Source organism: Streptomyces sp. NPDC107550 (assembly GCF_055639095.1).
Window position 1 is genome coordinate 1 of the sequence record NZ_JBVKBC010000032.1, and the last position, 17,422, is coordinate 17,422.

24 protein-coding genes are annotated in these 17,422 nt (G+C 71.6%); 5 read left to right on the forward strand and 19 right to left on the reverse strand.

Annotation, left to right across the window (positions count from 1 at the left end):
* Positions 1-121: 121 nt before the first annotated feature.
* The 17 genes from ACZ7LY_RS28925 to ACZ7LY_RS29005 all read right to left on the reverse strand — a co-directional run bounded on the left by ACZ7LY_RS28925 (position 122) and on the right by ACZ7LY_RS29005 (position 11,076).
* Complete coding sequence (locus tag ACZ7LY_RS28925) at positions 122-376, reverse strand: hypothetical protein (protein ID WP_471627685.1); 255 nt, start codon at positions 374-376, stop codon at positions 122-124.
* A complete protein-coding gene (locus ACZ7LY_RS28930; protein ID WP_471627686.1) occupies positions 373-579 on the reverse strand; it encodes a hypothetical protein in 207 nt (68 codons plus the stop codon). Before ACZ7LY_RS28930 ends, ACZ7LY_RS28925 begins: the two co-directional genes overlap by 4 nt.
* A 15-nt stretch (positions 580-594) precedes the next feature.
* Positions 595-1,446: a peptidoglycan-binding protein gene (locus ACZ7LY_RS28935; RefSeq protein ID WP_471627687.1), complete on the reverse strand. Its 852-nt coding sequence runs from the start codon at positions 1,444-1,446 to the stop codon at positions 595-597.
* 27 nt (positions 1,447-1,473) lie between these two features.
* Positions 1,474-2,106: a hypothetical protein gene (locus ACZ7LY_RS28940; RefSeq protein ID WP_471627688.1), complete on the reverse strand. Its 633-nt coding sequence runs from the start codon at positions 2,104-2,106 to the stop codon at positions 1,474-1,476.
* 214 nt (positions 2,107-2,320) lie between these two features.
* On the reverse strand, positions 2,321-2,521 hold the full coding sequence (locus ACZ7LY_RS28945; RefSeq protein ID WP_471627689.1) for a hypothetical protein: 201 nt from the start codon (positions 2,519-2,521) through the stop codon (positions 2,321-2,323).
* Positions 2,518-4,893: a hypothetical protein gene (locus ACZ7LY_RS28950; RefSeq protein ID WP_471627690.1), complete on the reverse strand. Its 2,376-nt coding sequence runs from the start codon at positions 4,891-4,893 to the stop codon at positions 2,518-2,520. Before ACZ7LY_RS28950 ends, ACZ7LY_RS28945 begins: the two co-directional genes overlap by 4 nt.
* Positions 4,880-5,722: a hypothetical protein gene (locus ACZ7LY_RS28955; protein ID WP_471627691.1), complete on the reverse strand. Its 843-nt coding sequence runs from the start codon at positions 5,720-5,722 to the stop codon at positions 4,880-4,882. Before ACZ7LY_RS28955 ends, ACZ7LY_RS28950 begins: the two co-directional genes overlap by 14 nt.
* 10 nt (positions 5,723-5,732) lie before the next feature.
* Entirely contained in the window at positions 5,733-6,611 is an 879-nt protein-coding gene (locus ACZ7LY_RS28960) for a hypothetical protein (protein WP_471627692.1), read from the reverse strand.
* 130 nt (positions 6,612-6,741) lie between these two features.
* Entirely contained in the window at positions 6,742-7,299 is a 558-nt protein-coding gene (locus ACZ7LY_RS28965; protein WP_471627693.1) for a hypothetical protein, read from the reverse strand.
* A gap of 81 nt (positions 7,300-7,380) precedes the next feature.
* Positions 7,381-7,803 carry a hypothetical protein gene (locus ACZ7LY_RS28970; protein WP_471627694.1) on the reverse strand — a complete coding sequence of 141 codons (423 nt, stop codon included), beginning with the start codon at positions 7,801-7,803 and terminating at the stop codon, positions 7,381-7,383.
* A gap of 56 nt (positions 7,804-7,859) precedes the next feature.
* Positions 7,860-8,192: a hypothetical protein gene (locus ACZ7LY_RS28975; protein ID WP_471627755.1), complete on the reverse strand. Its 333-nt coding sequence runs from the start codon at positions 8,190-8,192 to the stop codon at positions 7,860-7,862.
* Positions 8,193-8,257: 65 nt separating this feature from the next.
* Positions 8,258-8,548 (reverse strand): hypothetical protein, encoded by a 291-nt coding sequence (locus ACZ7LY_RS28980; RefSeq protein WP_471627695.1) that lies wholly within the window; start codon positions 8,546-8,548, stop codon positions 8,258-8,260.
* 88 nt (positions 8,549-8,636) lie between these two features.
* Complete coding sequence (locus ACZ7LY_RS28985; RefSeq protein WP_471627696.1) at positions 8,637-9,239, reverse strand: phage tail tube protein; 603 nt, start codon at positions 9,237-9,239, stop codon at positions 8,637-8,639.
* 32 nt (positions 9,240-9,271) lie between these two features.
* Positions 9,272-9,673, reverse strand: coding sequence for a hypothetical protein (locus tag ACZ7LY_RS28990; protein ID WP_471627697.1), 402 nt, complete (start codon positions 9,671-9,673; stop codon positions 9,272-9,274).
* Between the two features lie 340 nt (positions 9,674-10,013).
* Entirely contained in the window at positions 10,014-10,205 is a 192-nt protein-coding gene (locus tag ACZ7LY_RS28995) for a helix-turn-helix domain-containing protein (protein WP_471627698.1), read from the reverse strand.
* Positions 10,202-10,714: a hypothetical protein gene (locus ACZ7LY_RS29000; protein ID WP_471627699.1), complete on the reverse strand. Its 513-nt coding sequence runs from the start codon at positions 10,712-10,714 to the stop codon at positions 10,202-10,204. The genes ACZ7LY_RS28995 and ACZ7LY_RS29000 overlap by 4 nt, the downstream gene beginning before the upstream one ends.
* Entirely contained in the window at positions 10,711-11,076 is a 366-nt protein-coding gene (locus ACZ7LY_RS29005; protein WP_471627700.1) for a WhiB family transcriptional regulator, read from the reverse strand. Before ACZ7LY_RS29005 ends, ACZ7LY_RS29000 begins: the two co-directional genes overlap by 4 nt.
* Before the next feature lie 296 nt (positions 11,077-11,372).
* Between ACZ7LY_RS29005 and ACZ7LY_RS29010 the strand changes: the two genes are divergently transcribed.
* The 4 genes from ACZ7LY_RS29010 to ACZ7LY_RS29025 all read left to right on the forward strand — a co-directional run bounded on the left by ACZ7LY_RS29010 (position 11,373) and on the right by ACZ7LY_RS29025 (position 14,707).
* On the forward strand, positions 11,373-11,753 hold the full coding sequence (locus tag ACZ7LY_RS29010; RefSeq protein ID WP_471627756.1) for a helix-turn-helix transcriptional regulator: 381 nt from the start codon (positions 11,373-11,375) through the stop codon (positions 11,751-11,753).
* A gap of 33 nt (positions 11,754-11,786) precedes the next feature.
* Positions 11,787-12,245, forward strand: a complete 459-nt coding sequence (locus ACZ7LY_RS29015; protein ID WP_471627701.1) for a hypothetical protein — start codon at positions 11,787-11,789, stop codon at positions 12,243-12,245.
* Positions 12,246-12,353: 108 nt separating this feature from the next.
* A complete protein-coding gene (locus tag ACZ7LY_RS29020) occupies positions 12,354-12,728 on the forward strand; it encodes a nuclear transport factor 2 family protein (protein ID WP_471627702.1) in 375 nt (124 codons plus the stop codon).
* A gap of 857 nt (positions 12,729-13,585) precedes the next feature.
* The gene (locus tag ACZ7LY_RS29025; protein WP_471627703.1) at positions 13,586-14,707 is read left to right on the forward strand and encodes a sugar ABC transporter substrate-binding protein; all 1,122 of its coding nucleotides are present in this window, start codon (positions 13,586-13,588) and stop codon (positions 14,705-14,707) included.
* Positions 14,708-14,737: 30 nt separating this feature from the next.
* On the opposite strand, the gene ACZ7LY_RS29030 is transcribed toward ACZ7LY_RS29025, so the two are convergent.
* Entirely contained in the window at positions 14,738-15,379 is a 642-nt protein-coding gene (locus ACZ7LY_RS29030) for an alpha/beta hydrolase family protein (protein ID WP_471627704.1), read from the reverse strand.
* Positions 15,380-15,622: 243 nt separating this feature from the next.
* Between ACZ7LY_RS29030 and ACZ7LY_RS29035 the strand changes: the two genes are divergently transcribed.
* On the forward strand, positions 15,623-16,657 hold the full coding sequence (locus tag ACZ7LY_RS29035) for a LuxR C-terminal-related transcriptional regulator (protein WP_471627757.1): 1,035 nt from the start codon (positions 15,623-15,625) through the stop codon (positions 16,655-16,657).
* Here the strand turns inward: ACZ7LY_RS29035 and ACZ7LY_RS29040 are convergent.
* Positions 16,596-17,420: a LuxR C-terminal-related transcriptional regulator gene (locus ACZ7LY_RS29040; RefSeq protein WP_471627705.1), complete on the reverse strand. Its 825-nt coding sequence runs from the start codon at positions 17,418-17,420 to the stop codon at positions 16,596-16,598. The genes ACZ7LY_RS29035 and ACZ7LY_RS29040 overlap by 62 nt on opposite strands.
* Between the last annotated feature and the right edge of the window lie 2 nt (positions 17,421-17,422).

A 17,422-nucleotide genomic window follows, 5' to 3' on the forward strand; every position in this document is an offset into this window, starting at 1 on the left:
CCTCCGTGCGGTGTGTTCCTAGACAGCTCCACCACATCGGAGGTCTTCGCCATGTTCAAGACCCACCGGTGTCAACAACGCTCGTGATCAATACAGCTAGGGCCTCTCCCTCCCCGGCGCTTCAGCGGGCCGTCGACTCCCACACCGCCACGGCCAGCGCCGCGCACGAGGTGAGGGCCGCGAGGGAGGGCAGGGGCCAGCGGGCCCGCTCCAGGGAGTCCAGGCGCGACTCGTGCTCGTCGAGGGTCTTGTCGGTCTGGTCGGCGCGTTGCAGGAGCAGCGCGAGGTTGCCCTGCGTGGTGGCGAAGCCGACGTCCACGGAGCGGCGCAGCCGCTCCAGCTCCACGGCCACCTCGCCCTGTTCCGCCCCGTTCATGATCCGGCCCCCTTCCGCAGCCAGCGCGGCAGCAGCCGGTCCACCTCGGGCAGCGCCATCACCCGGGTGACGGCCGCCGCCACGGCGACGACCCCCGCGAGCGCGGGCACGTCCGAGGCGGCCGTGCCGTCGGCGAGCAGCGGCAGCAGCGCGACGACGGTCTGGACGGCGGTACGCAGGGTCCTGCGTGCGGCCTCACTCATCCATCTCACCTCCTCTCAGGTAAGCGGCACGCGCAGCCGGTCCCAGCTCGCGCGCCCGGGTACGCCGTCGGCCGCCGCGCCCGTGTAGCCGAGTCGGCGCTGCCAGGCCGCGTACGAGCGCACGTCCGCCTCGCCCCACACCGGGCCGGGCCCGACGCGGTAGTGGCCGCAGCCCTCGGCGACGAGGCGCCGGCCCACGGCCGTGCACAGGTCGCTGCGGCGTCCGGGTACGAAGAAGCCGGCGCCGGGGAAGGGCGCGTACCCGCCCGGCGCGGGGACCGGGCGCAGGCCGAGCCGGGCCTCGACGCGGGTGCGCAGGCCCGGCATCGAGAACGACGGGTCGATCTTGCGGCGCGTCCACTCCTTGTGGCCGATCACGCTCGTCGCGGGCCAGCCGTGGGCGCGGCACAGGGCGGCGGCCACGCGGGCGGCGGCGTCGAGCTGGGCGGCCGGGTAGGGGTCCTCGCCGTTGCCCCGGTTCTCGATCTCGAAGCCGTAGAAGTGGGTGTTGCCGTCCACGGCGTCGGGGCCCGGCGCGGCCGGGACCGGGCGGCGGGCGCGGACGGCCGCGTACACGGCGGACGAGCCCGCGCCCGCGTGGTTGGTGCGGCCGCAGCCGAGCAGATGGACCGTGCCGTCCTTGGCGATGAGGCCGACGCAGAGCGGGCCGGGCAGGGCGGCGGTGCCGTCGCGGCACAGGGCGAGGCTGTCGCGGCCGGCGGTGTGGTGCAGCATGACGCCGTCGACCGGGCCCCAGGGGCCCTTGTGGTCGCGGTTGTGCGTCTGCCAGTGACGGTGTTCGAAGACGCGGACGCCCTCGTCGCGCAGGGCGCGGGCGAGGGCGTTCGCGGTCAGGGGTGTGGCCATGGGCGGTTCCCTAGGTGCTGGAGTGGCTCATACGGGGGTGACCGTGAGGTAGCGGTTGGCGAAGGTGGCGGTGCTGGTGGTGGCGGCGGACTTGTAGGCGAGCGTCGCCGTGTACGTGGTGTTCGGCGTCAGCCCGGTGACCTGGAACTGGGCGGACGCCGACAGGGCGCTGGTGCCGGTGGCGATGGCGGCGCGGGTGTCGGCGGCGGCGAGCACGACCGTGGCGCCGTTCTTGATGACGGCGGAGGCGTAGCAGGCCGTGGCCGCCGAGCTGCTGATACGCGCGCCGAGGGCGACGAGGACGGCGCCGGAGGGCGGGGCGACGAAGGTGACGGTGGTGGCCGTGGAACCGGTGGGCGCCTCCACGTACGCGGTCGATGTCGTGGTGCCCGCGCCGGTGTTGGCGGCGTGGACCGGGCCGGGCGCGAGGGTCGCCCAGGCGGTGCCGTTGTAGTACGTGAACTGCTTGGGCGTCGTCAGGAAGGCGAGCATCCCGGCGACGGGCGCGGGGACCTTGGCGACGAGGGTGGCCTGGTCGGCGAAGCGCAGGACGGTACGGCCGTCGACCGCCTCGGCGAGGGACTGAAGGTGCAGCGGGATGTTCGCGGCGTCGGCGGGCTGCGGGTAGGGCAGACCGCCGAGCGGGGTGAGCTGGGACATGCGGGGTCCTCCGGCTGGGGGATGGGGTGGGGTGGGGCGGGGTGGCGTGGCGGGTCGGATGGCGGGTGCGGGTGCGGGTGCGGGTGAGGGCGCCGCGTCGGGCGCGGGGAGCCGGGCGCGGGGCGAGCCCGGCGCGGGGTGGCCCGGGCGCTGGGCGGTGCCGGCGCTGGGCGGTCCGGCGCCGGGCGGCCCGGGCGGGGTCGAGGGGCAGGCGCTATCCGGGCAGCGACGGCGGCAGGGTGTCCGCGGACGAACCGCCGTCGCCCGCCGCCCCGGCCGCGCTGTCCACGGGCACGGGCCGCGCCACGTTCCCGTCGTCGGCGGGTTCCTGGCCGGTGTTCACGGGGTCCTGCCCGGGGCCCTCGGGCGGCGCCGGCGGCTGTTCGGCCGGCGGTTCGGCGGGCTGTTCGCTCATGAGGTGCCTCCTGTCGCGGTGAGCAGGGCCCGGTAGGTGGCCTTGGTGGCGGTAAGGGCGTCGAGCGTCGCGTAGCCCGCGGTGAGGTCCGCGTACGTGCGCTGCGTGCCGTACTCGGGGTCGACCGGCGGGTCGGGGGTGAGGCCGGGGTCGAGGGGGACGCCGTTGTAGGCGGTGCCGCGCAGCGTCAGCGTCTGCTGCGGCGCCGCGCCCGCCTGGCAGGTGGTGCGGATGCCGACGACCCAGGCGAGCGTGTCGAGCGCGGCCCCGGTGACGTCCACCACCCGTACGACGTCGCCGAGCTGGATGCGCGGATCGTGCAGCACCTCCACCTCGCCGAGCACCGGTACGGGGAAGCGGCCGGCGTCGAGCATGGCGTGCGAGAGGGTGTCGGCGGCCTGCCGGGACTGCACCCAGGCGGAGGCGGCGGCCTCGTAGACCTGGCGGCCGTAGTACGCCTGGCTCGTGGTGTTGTACCAGGCGAACGTGCGCTGCCTGGACTGTCCCGAGCGGACCTGCGGGATGATCTGCACCGACGGCTTGCCGTCCTTGGTCACCGTCCACACGGTGGCGGTGCCGTGGTTGATGAACCGGACCACGTAGTCCGGGCCGTCGCGCAGCGAGCTGACGGTGACGCTGCCCTTGACGGAGGTGCCGCCGGTCGCCGCGCTGCCGAAGCGGACCTTGTGCCCGGTGATCGGGGCGGCGTCGTCGTCGATCTGGAGCGGCCCGATGTCGTTCTCGTCCTCGGCGATGGCGTACCGCACCTCGACCACGGCGCCCGGGTCGATCCGGCGGACGACGGTGTCGGTGACGGTCTCGCCGTTGACGCTGCGCACGCCCGTCCAGTCGGCGTAGGGCTGCTGGCAGTAGTTGCGGCAGGCGTCGATCTCCTCGGAGACGGTGAGCGACGCGATCGAGCGGCGTGTGGTGACCGTCAGATCGGGGCGCGGCGGCACCGTACGGAACCGGGCGGGCCCGTGCCAGCGGAAGACGCCCTGCTCGTCGAACTCGGCGGTCGACATCGTGGCCCGCGCGATCTCGGTGAGGGCGTCCCACTGCGACCCCGACACCTGCGGGATGTCGTACAGCGGGATGTCGGCCTCGTCGAGCACCGCGCCCTTGCGCCAACGGCCCTTGAGATCCCACTCGTTGCCGTTGTACGAGTCGAGGTCGGGCCAGGAGCGGTCGGTGACCTGGACGCACTCGACGGCCATGTCGGTGGTGAGATCCACGCGCTGTAGCTCGGACGGCGGCTGCCCGCCGGCGGCATCCACGTAGGTGGCCGGCGAGCCCGCCAGGTACTCGCCGTCGGGCGCGGTCAGGCGCGGCTTCACCGTCGCCATGACCGGCGAGCCGCCCGCCCGGGTGTCCACGGCGAAGCCGAGGTGCCAGGTGCCGCGCAGCGAGGCGAGCTTGCTGAACGTCCAACTGAAGTACCAGTAGCCGCCGTTGACCGTACCGGAGGTGATCTTCACCTGGCCGGTGGAGATGTCGAAGGTCCCCGCGTAATAGCCGTAGGCGCCGGCGCTGCGGTCGAAGACGAGCTTCAGATCCACGACGCTGCCCTTGGCGAGCGCCGTGTTGACGTACGCCTCCGCCTGGAAGACCTTCCCGGACACGGCGAACCGCGAGCGCGGCATCCACGAGACGGCCAGTCCCGCGGCGGCGGGCATCAGGGCCATCTCGTACGGGGCGCCGTCCCTGATCCAGGAGTACGCGGAGGGGTCGGGCAGCGTCTCGGGCTGGCCGTAGGTGGCGTTGAACCCGCCGTGCAGCGAGGCGTACAGGGCGGTGAAGGGCTTGTCGAGGTCGGCCGCGACCGCGGGGGCGCGCGGCGGCGGGCAGGTGTGGATGCCGCCCTGCCGCAGCAGCTCGTCCACGCACCACACGGTGCTCGCCACGGGCCTGCCGTACAGCAACCCGTGGTACGGGCGAGGCAGTTGGGCCGGGCCGCGCAGCCGCTCCGCGCCGTCGAGCGCCTGCACGGTGACGGTGTCGCTGCCGGACGCGGCCGTCCGCGAACGCACGGTGCCGCGGAAGGCGGGCACGGTACGCCCCGACAGGCCCGCCTCGTGCACCGCGGACTGCCCCGGCCGCACCGCGTCGGAGGTGGCGCGCGGCGCCCACGCCGAGTACAGGCGCGGCGCGGGGGTGCCGCCGGTGCCGCCGAGCTGGACCTCGAGCTGCGCGGACGCGCTGCCGGAGACCGCGCGCATCGCGTCCGGCAGATCGGTGGCGTACGCCCGCTCCACCTTCCACGACTGCACCTGCGGGCCGACCTCCGCGCCGCCGAAGCGGGTGGCGTGGGCGGGGGCGCGTTCGGGCGCGGCGAGCGCGGCGGACAGGTCGGTGTCGTCAGAGTTCAGCACCGCGCACCTCCACGAGATCGATGCTGACGCCCCGGTACGGCAGCGGGTTCGCGGGCGTGTCGCTGTACGCGGTCACGCTCATCGCCGGGCAGCCGTCGCCCAGGGCGTACGGGACCGGGGTGTCGCCGATGGTCAGGCAGGCGCCCGCGAGTCCGGCCAGGCCGGCCGCGCCGGGGCCGCCGACCGGGGTGACGAAGGCGGCGCCGTCCGGCGCGGTGCCGGTGACGGACGGGCCGGTGGCGGCGGACGTGCTGAGGTAGGCCCCGTCGGCGTCCTTCCAGTCGAGCTGGGCGGTGGCGGTGGCCGGGCTCCAGTCCGGCGGCACCAGCCACGACACGCGCATGCCGGGGGCCACGGGCCAGCCGGACCAGGTGCCGTGCCGCCAGCCGACCTTGGTGGTGTCCTGGAACTGCGCGACGACGGTGTCGCCGACGGCCGGGCTGACGACCATCGTGCCGGTCACCGTGAACCAGTGGTCGCCGCCGCTCGGGGAGCTGCTCTGCGCGGCGGCCTGATAGGGGTCGAGCAGGTTCACGGACGCCGGGTCGAGCACGGCGAGCGGCCCGTAGGAGGCGGCCGAACTCCCTTGCAGGCCGGGCCCGTTGACCCGGCGGGCGAGCCGGGCCAGGTGCTGGGCCTCGTCCGGCGGCAGCAGGTCCCAGGAGAACTTCAGCCGGCGCGGGGTGCGCGGCGGGGCGACCGTGGTCACGGCGCCCTCCAGGGACCTGAACTCCGTGACGTTCAGATCGGCGGTACGGTCCCAGCTCTTGGCGGCCTGCGGGAACTCGCGCAGCAGTCCCGGCTTGCCGATCCACAGATTTCTGATCATGGTGTGGTGCTCACCTCCGAGCGAGCTGACGCTGTCCGACCTGGACGGCGCGGGCGATGACCTGGGAGTCCACCGAGACGTGCACGGGCCGCGCGGCCATCGCCTCGACAGCGGCGGCGAGCCGGGCCAGGGTGGCGGCGTTGCCCGGGTGGTGGCCCAGCATGCGGCTGAGCTTGGACAGCGGGATGACGGCCTCGTTCTCGCCGCCCTCACCGATGAGCGCGAGCCGGCCGCCGGAGCGGGCCTGGACGACGCCGCCCTCGGCGAGCGTGGGGATGTTCGGGATCTGCGGCAGATGGATCCCGAACTCCTTGCCGCCGACCACCGGGACCCAGCCCGGGATCTTGACGTGGATGGAGTTCAGGCCGCGGATCATGGCGTTGATGCCGCCGATGTAGGCGCGCGGCAGCGCCGTGAACCCGTTGACCAGGCCCTTCATCACGCTCTTGATGGGCCCGGCGTGGGACTTGATCGCCCCGGAGATCGCGTTCCAGGCCCACTTCACGCCCTTGGCGAGTGCCTTGGACACCTTGTCCATGTTGATGAACTGGCTGATGACCGGCGCGAGCAGCGAGATGACGAGGCCGAGGGCGTTGGCCTTCATCGCGGTGTTCAGGCCCTTCTGGGCGAGGGTGGCGCCCTTGAGCCCCTTGCCGAGCCCGCTCATGGACTTGCCGCCGCCGGTGGCGGTCTTCCCGGCCTTGCCGACGGACTTCTCGACAGCGTCGGACTGCCGCTTCACGTCCCGGAGGGCGGTGTTCGCCTTGCCGCCGGAGGACTTGAGCTTGTCGAGGGAGGTTTTGAATTTGTCGGTGGAGGTTGTGGACTTGCCGAGAGAGGTAGCGGCCTGTCCGGTGGAGTTCTTGAACGTTCCGACCGCTCCCTGCATCTTGCCGATGCTGCTGGTGGCGCGGTTTACTGATGTATTTGCCTTTCCAGCCGCGGAGGAGAACCTGGAAAGGGCTCCCTGGGCGGACTGGAGTTTCTGTACGAGAGACACGGATCCTCCACGCGCGCTGTCACAGATGGGCTTCGAGTTGCGCGACGCGCTTTTCCAGAGTGGCGAAGCTCTTGCTGGCGCGGTCGGCGCTGCCTGCCGCGAGCTTGGAATTGCGCTCCGCACTGCTCAGTAGGTTGCGAGCGACTGTGGCATCCTCCTTGGCCTTCTTTGCCTGTTCATGCGCTGATGAGGCAGCGCTTCGCGCGCCGCCCACGTGCCGACGGAGCTGATCTTCGAATTCTTGGACGCGCCGCTGCTCTTGCTTTTCCGCATCGGCGCGCTTCTTCGCCGCCAGAGCTTCCTTGATTTCCGCCTTCTTCTTGTCCTCCGCCTTTTTCTTCTCCTCGCGCATCCCGTGTGCGAGGTAGTTGAGGGAGGCTTTCGGGAACAAAGGTTTCCCGAGGAAAGTGAGACCCTTCTCGTCGTACTTGAACGCGGAAAGATCCGTCTTGAGGAACTGTGCACTGGTGGTTGCGGCCTGAAAAGTGGCTTCTTTGATCCACTCGGCCTTGTATGTCGGCATCTGTAGGGCTAGTTCGGTTTGAACCGCCTGTGCCAGGGGATCGCTGGATGCCATGAGAACTCCCGGAGAGTGGGGCAAGGCATGAAAAAACTCGGCCGTTGCCGGGCCGAGTTTCGGATGTCGGGGGTGCGCGTTCTACGTCAGGACGATGGCGACGATCAAGATGGCCAGATAGGTGTCCAGGGCGACGGCCAAAGCAGCCATGGCGAAGAACGCCCACGGGGTGCTTCTGCTGTTGCTCACCAGGCCTTCTACGGCATCGTTGCGGGACGGCCGGTCCGGATCGTAGACGATTTCCATGTCCTGGCCAGGAGCGGTCTGCGTGGCCGAGAGCGGGGTGGACTCACCGGAGTACGTGACGCCCGCCACCTGGAATTCGAAGTGCAGAGATACGCCTCCGTCCAGTATCTGGAGGTACGTACAGTGCGCCGTGCTGCGCACGCCGTCACGCCTGAGCCGGCTGTTGCCGCGCCACGACCTCAGCAGTGCCACCGCCGCGACGGTGAGGGCGATCGCGATGACTCCGTAGATCGCCAGACCTGCGGATTCCGATCCCATGAGTGCTCCTCGTCGTCCGGCGTCCTGGAACAGGAAAGTGCTGTCGTGCCGTCAGGTCAACCGGTGGCGAAGAACCGCTGGAGTTCTTGGGGAGACGGTGCTTCGGGCATAGCCCCGGACACTGCTTCCCGGCCGGGGCTTCCGGGGCGGGCGACCGGTTCCGGCGGGTCCAGCGGTTCACTGTCCTCGTCGCGGTTGACCATAGCGAACATCCAGTTGGCTTCCTGGAGTTGGTCCACCGCGTGGGCCAGCAAGTAGTCCGTCGCCGTCCACTCCGCCTCCTCTCCGTGGAGTTCGCGGGCCAGGGCGCTGTCCCGGGGGAGGTGGCGGATCAGGACCGCGACGCGGCGGGAGGAGAGGCGGGCGCGGTGCCAGTCCAGCAGGTCCACGCCGTAGTGGCGCAGCAGATCGGCCTCGATGGCCTCGGCGTGCTCTTCCACGAGCGCGTCGAGGCTCAGTCTTCCCCCAGGCCGAGCCCGGTCTCCTTGCCGTACGCCTCCAGTATCGCGGCGATGTCCTGCATGGTCACGTCGTGCTGCTCGAAGCGCGCGAACTGCTGATCACCCAGGAGGAGTTGGAGAAGGCCATCCACGTCGTTGTCGTCGAGGGCGCGCAGCTTGCGGGCGACGCCGCGGCCGAGTTCGGTCGGCAGCTCGAACGTGTCGTCGTCGAGCGTGAAGGTCCAGGCCCGGCCGAGCGCTTCGAGGCGCTGGGCGCGAGCCGCGTTGACGTCAAAACCTGCCATGAGGTGCTCCTGATGGGGAAGTTGAAAGGTGCGGGAGGAGGGGGCGGCCCGGCGCGCGGGTGCGCGCGCCGGGCCGGCCGGGGGGTGCTTACGCGTACGCGCCGTCCTTCATCAGCCACGACGCGAGCGGCTTGCTCGTGTCGTCCTGGGCGTACGCGGTGAAGGTGACGCCGAGCTTCATGGCGCCGGTGCGGGTCATCGAGATCTCCTCGGTGTCGGTGACCTGGCCGCGCGGGACGATCAGCCGGTAGACGACGGCCGTGCCGTTCTGCACGTCGGTGAACTCGATGCCCAGCGAGCGCTCGTCGGCGCTCGGGTTGGTGGCGAGGTCGTACTTGTACGTGCCGGCCTCGGCCGGGGTGCCCGCGGTCGCCGTGGAGCCGCCGCCCATGAAGAACGGCAGGGTGGTCTTGTTGAACTGCATGAGCTGGAACTTCAGCGTCAGCTCGCGGTCGGAGTAGATGTAGCGCAGCGCGCTCACCGACTGCCAGCCGTCCACCTGGTCGATCTTGTCCTTCTTGGCGAGCTTGACGCCGTCGGTGGACGTGTAGCCCAGCTCGGTCCACCCGGCCGGCCAGGCCACGCTGGTGTCGGCCGGAGCGGCGATCGGGGTGGCGGAGTTGTACGCGGCGACGAGCACCTTGCCGGTGCCCGGGACGCGGATCTGGGAGCTGGTGTTCGGAGAAGGCATGAAGGGACTCCTTCGTAAGTCAGGTTGGCAGGTCAGGCGGGACGGATCGAGAGCTGGAGCCGGGTGAGGTAGCGGCTGGCGGCCGGCCGGTTGTAGTCGGGCAGCCAGCGCGGGCCCTCGACCTCGGACACGTCGGTGACGACCGCCGTGCCGTAGGCGGTGCCCTGCAACTCGTGCACACAGGCACGGGCGGCGAGGGCGATGGTGTGGGCGACGGTCTTGTCGGCGGCGTACGCCTCCAGGTCGACCACGGGGTGATCGAGGTACAGGTCGTCGATCCAGGTCCCGCCGGTGCGGGAGACGAGGACGACCTTCTGGGTGCCGTCGAACCCGGCGGGCGGCCGGTTGTCGACCGTCGTGCCCGCCAGTTCGGCCCGGTTCTTCAGGAAGTCGACGACGAGACGTTCGACGTCGGGAAAGTTCAGTACGGACACATGAAAGCTCCCGTCAAAAGGGGGAGTTGAGGTGTGCTGGGCGGTGTACGCGCAGGCCTGCACGCTCCGGACCACGACCGCGACGAGGGGGCCCGGGCAACACGAAGCGGCAGGACCGCCGCCCGGGTTCCGGGCGCAGCTCTGCCGCTGCTCCAAGTGTGATCGCAGACCCCGAATCCCGCAACTGAGCTTTTCGGGAGGGGAGTTGAGGGGCGCCGCTGAGACGCGAGAGGGCCCGCCGACGGACATCGTCGACGGGCCCTGTTCCGGGTGCGGTACGGGTCGTGCGGTACGGGTGGCGTGGTACGAGCGGTGCGGTACGAGCGGTGCGGTACGGGTGTCAGGAGTCGGGCGGTGCGTCACGGCCGTGGGCGATGCGCTCCGCGGCGAAGACGTCCTCCAGCCGGTACATCAGCCGCCGCCCCTGTTTCCCAGCGGCCTTGAGGTGCCCGAGCTGCACCCACTTGCGGATGGTGGCGGGCGCGACGCCGGCCTCGGCGGCGGCGAGTTCGCCGGTGACGTGGCAGCTCACGGGCGGACCTCCTTCGGTACGCCGTCCAGGACGTGCCGGCAGACCGGGTTCACGCACATCACCACGGCCCGCTCCGGCAGCGCCCGCAGGGACACCGAGTCGCAGGCGGGGCAGCGCCCGGCGATCCGTACCAGCAGCTCGGGATCGCCGACCGCGCGCCCGCACCGGGCGGCCATCCGCCGCGCCTCCTCGGCCACATGCGCGTCCAGGTCCGGGACGCCGGCCACGCTGTCGGCGAGGTCGGCGAGCCGCCGCAGCCGTACGAGGACGGGGGCGGGCCGCGCGGGACGCAGTCCGAGCCGCTCGCGCACGGCCTCCTCCAGCTCGATCACCCCGTCAGTGATGTCGCGCAGGGCGTCGGACACGTACAGCCGGACCGGTGCCCGGCCGGCGCCGGAGGACGGGGCGCCGCGCTCGCGCAGGGTGCGGCCGGCGGAGGGGGCCAACTCGGCGAGCAGCAGCGGGAACCGTTCGGTCAGCGTGCGCAGCCACAGGGCGGATTCGCTCATCGCGCACGCTCCTCGGTGCCGCGTACCGGGACCTCGCGGCCGTTGCGCCACAGGCGTCCGCCGCTGACTCCGTCGAACCACGTGTGCGCGGGGTCCACGACGGCCTCGCACTCCGCCCGGATCGGGCATTGGTTGCACGCTCGCAACGTACGGGCGGCCTCGTCGGGGTTCCGCGTGAAGACCTGACGGGCGGGGAGGGAGGCGCAGGCGGCTGCTCTACGCCAGTCGAGCTCATCGTCGTATCGAGGGAAACCCCTGGTCAAAGGCGGTTCCATGGAAGTTGCAGGGTTGAACACGTGCAGCGCCTCCCCACGTATGGGAACATTTGTTCGAGAAAAGCGAACGCGTGGCCAGAGTCGCATGATGCGTGCGCGTGCGCAAGCGACTACGGGGAGTCGAGAACCGGAAGGGAGCAGCGGTATGTGAGCGTCAAATGACCTTCCCGTCGCGGGAGTTGATGCCGGGGTCCCCTCAGCGTGCGTGCACGCGCATCTATCGTGCGTGCGCGCTCGGTACGCTGTGCCCGCGACGAGGGGAGATCGACGTCATGGGCAGCAGTGCGTGGGCTCGGGCCCACAACGACCCGGAGCGGCGGGATGAGGCTCAGGAGGCGGCGCGCGACGGGCTCGACGCCTTCGCGGGCTGGATCGAGGACCTGATGCGGCAGCGCGGCTACACGATCGACAGCCCGCGCGGCGGGGGCAGGTCCCGGCTGGCCGACGACGCCGGGGTGCACCGGGCGGCCGTCAGCCGGCTGTTGCAGCGGCAGAGCATGCCCGACCTGGAGACCATGCGGCGGCTCGCGGTAGCGCTCGGGGTGCCGCTGCGCGACGTACTGATCCGGTCCGGGCGGCTCTCGGAGGAGGATCTGCCGGTTGGCGGCGCGCAGGAAGGGAATCCAGGGAACGGAGCCACGGAAGGGACGCGTCTGACGCCTGAGGAGGCCGCTCGCAGAATGGGCGTGCCGCCCGAGTTGCGGGAGACGTTCGTCAGGGTGGCGAGGCAGTTCCTGCCGGGCGGTGACTCGATGAACAGGTGACCGCCCCCGGGTAGGGGCGGAAGGGTGGGACACATGGCGCGCGACAGAGTCGACGCACGGACGGGCCCGTCCGCGCGGGACACGGGCGACCCGTCGGACGCGGGCTCGTCGGACGGCGTGGCCCGCCTCGCGGGTGATCTGCTGGTCGAACTCGGGCGCAAGATCGCCGAGTTCGGGGAGCGCGCGGTGCGGATCGTCACCGTGGACGAGATGGAGCGCGAGCAGGTCGTGTGGTTCCGCCTCGGCTGGGAGGAGCACGCCCGCCAGGCCGCGGGCGCCGAGCCGGCCGCGCCCGACGCCCACCCCCAACCTCCGGCGTCCGGGCGCCTGTTGGCGTTCCCGGAGCGCACGCTTTCCTTAGCGGAGGAACCGCGCCACGACCGCTGCGACGCCTCGGCGCCGTCCGGTCCCCGCCCGGTTCCTCCCTCCTCCGCGCCGGACGCGCCGGCCGGCGACCGCGCCAGGCCGCAGGCCCGGCCGGCACCGGAGTAACCGTCCTCTGCGGGGGGCGCCGGCCCTTACCTCCGGCGTAATCGACCCCGCGCGGCGGCCCCGGCACTCTGAAGTCACCGAGAACGACCGTGATCTCAGGAGGCCACCATGACCGCGAACGACATGTACACCGCCGCCGTCGCCCGTTACTTCGAGGCGTGGAACGCGCGGGACGAACAGGCGCGGGCCAAGGCCGTCGCCGCGGCCTGGACCGAGGACGGTACGTATACGGACCCGCTGGCGGATGTCGCCGGGCACGACGGGGTCGCGGCGGTCATCGGGGCGGCGCACGAGCAGTTCCCCGGGTTCGTGTTCCGGCAGCTCGGGGAGGTCGACGGGCATCACCGGGTCGCCCGGTTCGGGTGGGAACTGGTGTCGGAGGCGGATGGCTCCGCGCCGGTGGCCGGATCCGACGTCGTGACCCTCGACGAGGGGGGCCGCATCATCTCGGTCCACGGCTTCCTGGACCGCGTCCCCCAGTAACGGCCTGCAGGCGCTTTCCAGCACGGGCCGGCTGCAGAGACCGTCCGCGCAGTTCCCCGCGCCCCTGGGAGTTCTCCGGGCGGAGGCCGCTTGTAGCTGGGGTTGCGCAGTTCCCCGCGCCCCTGTCGGGGCACTACGGGTGCGTCGTCACCTGCGGCTGCGTCGTGGTCGCTCGCGCAGTTCCCCGCGCCCCTAGGGAGTCCTCCAGCTCGGGCCGGTTGCAGTGACCGTCTGCGCAGTTCCCCGCGCCCCTGAGGGAGCGGGGCTTCGCCCCAGCTCCCCCAGGGGAGGAGGTGGCGACGCAGTCGCCCCTCCAGGGGCGCGGGGAACTGCGCGACCAGCCCACCACCACCCGCAGACGAAATCCGACCCAGGGGCACGGTGCCCCGCGCACCCCCAGCTTTAAGACCCCCGCTCAGCAGAACTCCCCAGGGGCGCGGGGAACTGCGCAAACCTCGGCTTCAGTGGGCCCGAACTGGAGAACTCCCCAGGGGCGCGGGGAACTGCGCAACGTTCAGGTCAGCGGGCCCGAGCTGGTGAACCCCCCCCGGCGGGGAACTGCGTAAGCATCACCTTCAGCGCCCCCGAGCCACAGAACCCCCCGGCGGGGAACGCCGCGGCCTCAGCTTCAAGAGGCCCCACCCGAAGAACCCCCCAAGGCACGTGATCGACCCCGACCCCCAAACTCCCTCCAACCTAACCCGCCCGATATCCACCGTATCTGGCTTCATGTGGGGAAGTAATGGGACCGGTTTGATTGCGGTGTGACTTCACCTCTTGACGCCGCATCTGCGGCCGAGTTGGCTTCGACCCACCTCGGCCGCAACGTCGCGGCCACGTCAGGGAGGTATCCGGAGATGAACACGCGAATGCGAGGCGCCGCACTGGCCGCCACCGCATCCGTACTGCTGGTTTCGCTGTCCGCATGCGGCACCGTGCTGCCCGGCGGAGGCGGCGGAAGCAGCGCGCCCACGCGAAAAGGCAACGATGTCAAGATCGGCCTGTTGCTCCCCGAGAAGGAGACGACGCGCTACGAGAAGTTCGATCACCCGATCATGGCGCGTCAAGTAGCCGAACTCACCGGCGGCCAGGGCCGCCTGCTTTACGCCAACGCCGAGCAGGACGCCGCCCTGCAGAGCCGCCAGATGGAGAAGATGATCTCGGAGAAGGTGGACACGATCGTCGTGGACGCCGTGAACTCCAAGACCATCGCCCCGTCCGTCCAGAAGGCGAAGGACGCCGGCATCCACGTCATCGCGTACGACCGTCTCGCGCAGGGCCCGGTCGACGCCTACGTCGGCTTCGACAACGAACTGGTCGGCCAGACCCAGGGCAAGGCCCTGCTCGAAGCGCTCGGCCCCGGCGCCGGCAAGAGCAGCAAGATCGTCATGATCAACGGCGCCCCCACCGACCCGAACGCCGCAGACTTCAAGCAGAGCGCAGGAGCGGAACTCTCCGAGACCGTCACCATCGCCAAGTCGTACGACACGGTCGACTGGAAGCCGAAGAACGCCGAAGCCAACATGGACCGCGCCATCGCCGCGCTCGGCGCCCACGGCATCGCCGGCGTCTACTCCGCGAACGACGGCATGGCGGGCGGGATCGTGAAGTCCCTCAAGCGCGCGGGTGTCACGAAGATGCCCCCGATCACCGGCCAGGACGCCGAACTCGCGGCCGTGCAACGCATCCTGACGGGCGATCAGTACATGAGCGTCTACAAGCCGTACCCGCAGGAGGCCGCGCGTGCCGCCGAGATGGCGGTACGGGCGTCGCAGGGCCGCACGATCGAGTTCGAGGCGCTGGCGATGGACCGTACCGACAGCCCCACGACGCGGCAGGTGCGTACCGCGAGCGTCAGTGTCGTAGCGCTGACGAAGGAGAACATCAAGGACACCGTCGTGAAGGACAAGATCTTCACGGTGTCGCAGATCTGCACGCCGAAGCTGGCGTCGGCCTGCGCGTCGGCGGGCCTGAAGTAACGCCCGTACGGAACAGCGGAGTTCAGCCGGTCACGGATCCGTACGGGAGTGGAGGAATTCCCGTACGGAACGCCAGTTCGCGGGGCGGTCGAGCAGGGCGACGCCGTGGTCGAAGGAGCCCTTGACGACGGTCAGCCGGTTCACGGGCGCGGCGCGGCTGGCCTTGCTCAACTCCCGTGCGTACGCGCCGAACTGCCGGTCCTCCGCGCCCGCCATGTAGAACACGGGGACGCGCAGGCGCGGGGCGGCGGTGTCGGCCTGGAGGCTGCCGTAGGACGCGGGCGGCGACAGGGCGACGACCGCGTCCGGCGCCGGGCGCATCCCCGGGGCGGCGATGAGCACGGCCGCGCCGCCCTTGGACGCGCCCATGAGAGCGAGCCGCCGGACGCCCTTAGCCCGCAAGTACCGTGCCCCAGCCGCTACTTCGGCGACTTCGTCGTCGTGGGAGTTGACGGACAGGGCGAGGTAGCCGGCGCGGGCGAGGGCGTCGGCCTTCGCCTTCCACTGGCAGGCGTCGCCGTCGGACTGATGGGCGAGCACGACGCCGACGCGCGCCCGCGCGGGCCCGACGAGGATCCCCTCGGTACGCTCACCGCCGCGCACCCGGAACCGTACGACCTGCGCGGCGCCCCGCTTCCCCGACACGCACGCGAACTCCCCCTTGGTCTCCACGGCCCGCCGAGGCCCCTCACCTCCGCCCGACCCCCGCGTACACGCCCCGACGAGCAGAAGCAGCACCCCGACCCCGGCCCCCGCGCGGAGCCACCGCGAACGGGACAGACGGGAGGTACGGGACGCTCGGGGCGCACGGACGCGGCGGACGCTGGACGACATGCGTCGGATCGTGGTCTGGTCCTCGCAGGACGTCAATGCGCCGGGCGGGACGGGATCTGACGGGAGGGTCGGAGCGTGAGCGTGGCGGGGGAGGCGGAGGCGGGGCATCCGCATGGGGTGGACCGGTTGTGCGAGGCGGGTGAGCGGATCTACGCGGAGGCCCTGCGCGCGGGCCGTATCCCGCGAGCGGCGACGGAACAGGCCCCGTGCCTGATCGACCTGGGCCTCCTCCACCCGTCCCCGACGGACCCCACCCATTTCCTCCCACTGCCCCCGGAGGAGGCGGTGGGGAGGCTGGTGCGGGAGGCGAAGTCCGCGCACGACGTGCTGGGGGGCCTGCTGGCGGGGGCGGCGCGCTACGCGGCGTACGAGCGGGGCGGGGCCGCGGCGGGGGACTCGGTGCGGATGCTGGAGGGGATCGCCCGCATCCGGGTCGCGGTCGACGAGGCGACGGCCGGCTGTGAGGCCGAGATCCGCACGATTCAGCCGGGCGGCATCCGCAACGAGTTCGACCTGAGGGCCGGTGCCCGCAGGACGGCCGGCTTCCGGGAGCGCGGCGTCCGCATGCGGAGTCTGTACACGCATGTCGCCCGCCACGGGCACGGCATGGAGCGGTACCTGGAACTGGTCGGTGACGTCGTGGAGGTGCGCACCCTGGACGAGGTTCCCGAGCGGCTGCTGCTCTTCGACCGGGCGCTCGCGCTGCTGCCCGCGAGCCGCGACCGCACCCTCGCCCTGGAGGTCCGGGACCCGGCGCTTGTCACCTACCTCGTGACCCTCTTCGACCTGCTGTGGCGGCGGGCCGTGCCGGTCGCCGAGGCGCTGCCCAAGGCCGGGCCGGACGGCATCACACACCAGGGGCGTTCGATCGCGGCGCTGCTCGCGGAGGGCAACACCGACGCGGTGATCGCCGAGCGGCTCGGGATGAACGTACGGACGTGCCGGGCCCACATCGCCAAACTGGCCGAGGTCCTCGGCGCGTCCAGCCGCACGCAGCTGGGCGTCCGGATCGCACAGGCCGGGCTCACGGGCCTCACGGACCCGGATGCCCTGGCTACGGAGTCCCCGGCTCTGGATCTCCCGGCTCCGGATCGAGAATCCCCGACTGACCGATGAGGTAGCCGAGTTGGGCGCGGCTGTCGCTGCCGAGGGTGGCCGCGAGTTTGGCGATGTGGACGCGGACGGTGCGTACGTTGACGCCGAGGCGCTCGGCGATGTCCGTGTCGGTCAGGCCCGTGACCAGGAGGTGGGCGATGGCCCGCTGCCGGACCGTGACGCCGTGCAGCGCGGGCTGCGGGGCGGCCTCCGGGTACATCGGGGTCGCCAGGTCCCACAGCCGGTCGAAGGCGGTGGCGAGGAACGCGACGAGCGGGGTGTCGCGGATCGCGTAGGCGCGGCTGCGCTCCTTGTTCGCGGGGACGAAGGCGATGCGGCGGTCGATGACGACCAGGCGCTCGGGGAGTTCGTTGAGCGTGCGGGCCTCCGCGTCGCCGTCCAGGGCCTCGAAGTAGCCGAGTACGGGCAGGGAGTGGCGGGTGGTGTGCTGGTAGAGCGTACGGATGCGGCCGCCCCGGGCCAGCAGCGCGCGGTCCCGGGCGAGGGACTCGGCGAGCGCGTCGGCGGGTCGGCTGCCGCCGGGCTGGATGGTCAGGAGTTCGGAGGTGGCGTCTGCCATGGCCTCCTCGATGGCCTGCCGTACGTGGGGGAGCCCTTCGATACGGGTGGCTTCGATGACGGCGCCGGCCGGGCCCAGCAGACCTTTCAACGCCGTTTCCGGCAAGGTGACTTCGACGCGGTGACCGTCCTCGCCCGGGACGACCCGGACGCCGGCCGCGACGTTCACGGTGCCGGCCTCGGAGGCGTGCGGTGCCTTGCCCATCT

Excerpts from the sequence above, each read along its gene's own strand:
- ACZ7LY_RS28925 (WP_471627685.1), bottom strand. The coding sequence starts at position 376 with ATGAACGGGGCGGAACAGGGCGAGGTGGCCGTGGAGCTGGAGCGGCTG.
- ACZ7LY_RS28930 (WP_471627686.1), bottom strand. The coding sequence starts at position 579 with ATGAGTGAGGCCGCACGCAGGACCCTGCGTACCGCCGTCCAGACCGTC.
- ACZ7LY_RS28935 (WP_471627687.1), bottom strand. The coding sequence starts at position 1,446 with ATGGCCACACCCCTGACCGCGAACGCCCTCGCCCGCGCCCTGCGCGAC.
- ACZ7LY_RS28940 (WP_471627688.1), bottom strand. The coding sequence starts at position 2,106 with ATGTCCCAGCTCACCCCGCTCGGCGGTCTGCCCTACCCGCAGCCCGCC.
- ACZ7LY_RS28945 (WP_471627689.1), bottom strand. The coding sequence starts at position 2,521 with ATGAGCGAACAGCCCGCCGAACCGCCGGCCGAACAGCCGCCGGCGCCG.
- ACZ7LY_RS28955 (WP_471627691.1), bottom strand. The coding sequence starts at position 5,722 with ATGATCAGAAATCTGTGGATCGGCAAGCCGGGACTGCTGCGCGAGTTC.
- ACZ7LY_RS28960 (WP_471627692.1), bottom strand. The coding sequence starts at position 6,611 with ATGCAGGGAGCGGTCGGAACGTTCAAGAACTCCACCGGACAGGCCGCT.
- ACZ7LY_RS28965 (WP_471627693.1), bottom strand. The coding sequence starts at position 7,299 with ATGGCATCCAGCGATCCCCTGGCACAGGCGGTTCAAACCGAACTAGCC.
- ACZ7LY_RS28970 (WP_471627694.1), bottom strand. The coding sequence starts at position 7,803 with ATGGGATCGGAATCCGCAGGTCTGGCGATCTACGGAGTCATCGCGATC.
- ACZ7LY_RS28980 (WP_471627695.1), bottom strand. The coding sequence starts at position 8,548 with ATGGCAGGTTTTGACGTCAACGCGGCTCGCGCCCAGCGCCTCGAAGCG.
- ACZ7LY_RS28985 (WP_471627696.1), bottom strand. The coding sequence starts at position 9,239 with ATGCCTTCTCCGAACACCAGCTCCCAGATCCGCGTCCCGGGCACCGGC.
- ACZ7LY_RS29000 (WP_471627699.1), bottom strand. The coding sequence starts at position 10,714 with ATGAGCGAATCCGCCCTGTGGCTGCGCACGCTGACCGAACGGTTCCCG.
- ACZ7LY_RS29005 (WP_471627700.1), bottom strand. The coding sequence starts at position 11,076 with ATGCGACTCTGGCCACGCGTTCGCTTTTCTCGAACAAATGTTCCCATA.
- ACZ7LY_RS29010 (WP_471627756.1), top strand. The coding sequence starts at position 11,373 with ATGCGGCAGCGCGGCTACACGATCGACAGCCCGCGCGGCGGGGGCAGG.
- ACZ7LY_RS29015 (WP_471627701.1), top strand. The coding sequence starts at position 11,787 with ATGGCGCGCGACAGAGTCGACGCACGGACGGGCCCGTCCGCGCGGGAC.
- ACZ7LY_RS29020 (WP_471627702.1), top strand. The coding sequence starts at position 12,354 with ATGACCGCGAACGACATGTACACCGCCGCCGTCGCCCGTTACTTCGAG.
- ACZ7LY_RS29025 (WP_471627703.1), top strand. The coding sequence starts at position 13,586 with ATGAACACGCGAATGCGAGGCGCCGCACTGGCCGCCACCGCATCCGTA.
- ACZ7LY_RS29040 (WP_471627705.1), bottom strand. The coding sequence starts at position 17,420 with ATGGGCAAGGCACCGCACGCCTCCGAGGCCGGCACCGTGAACGTCGCG.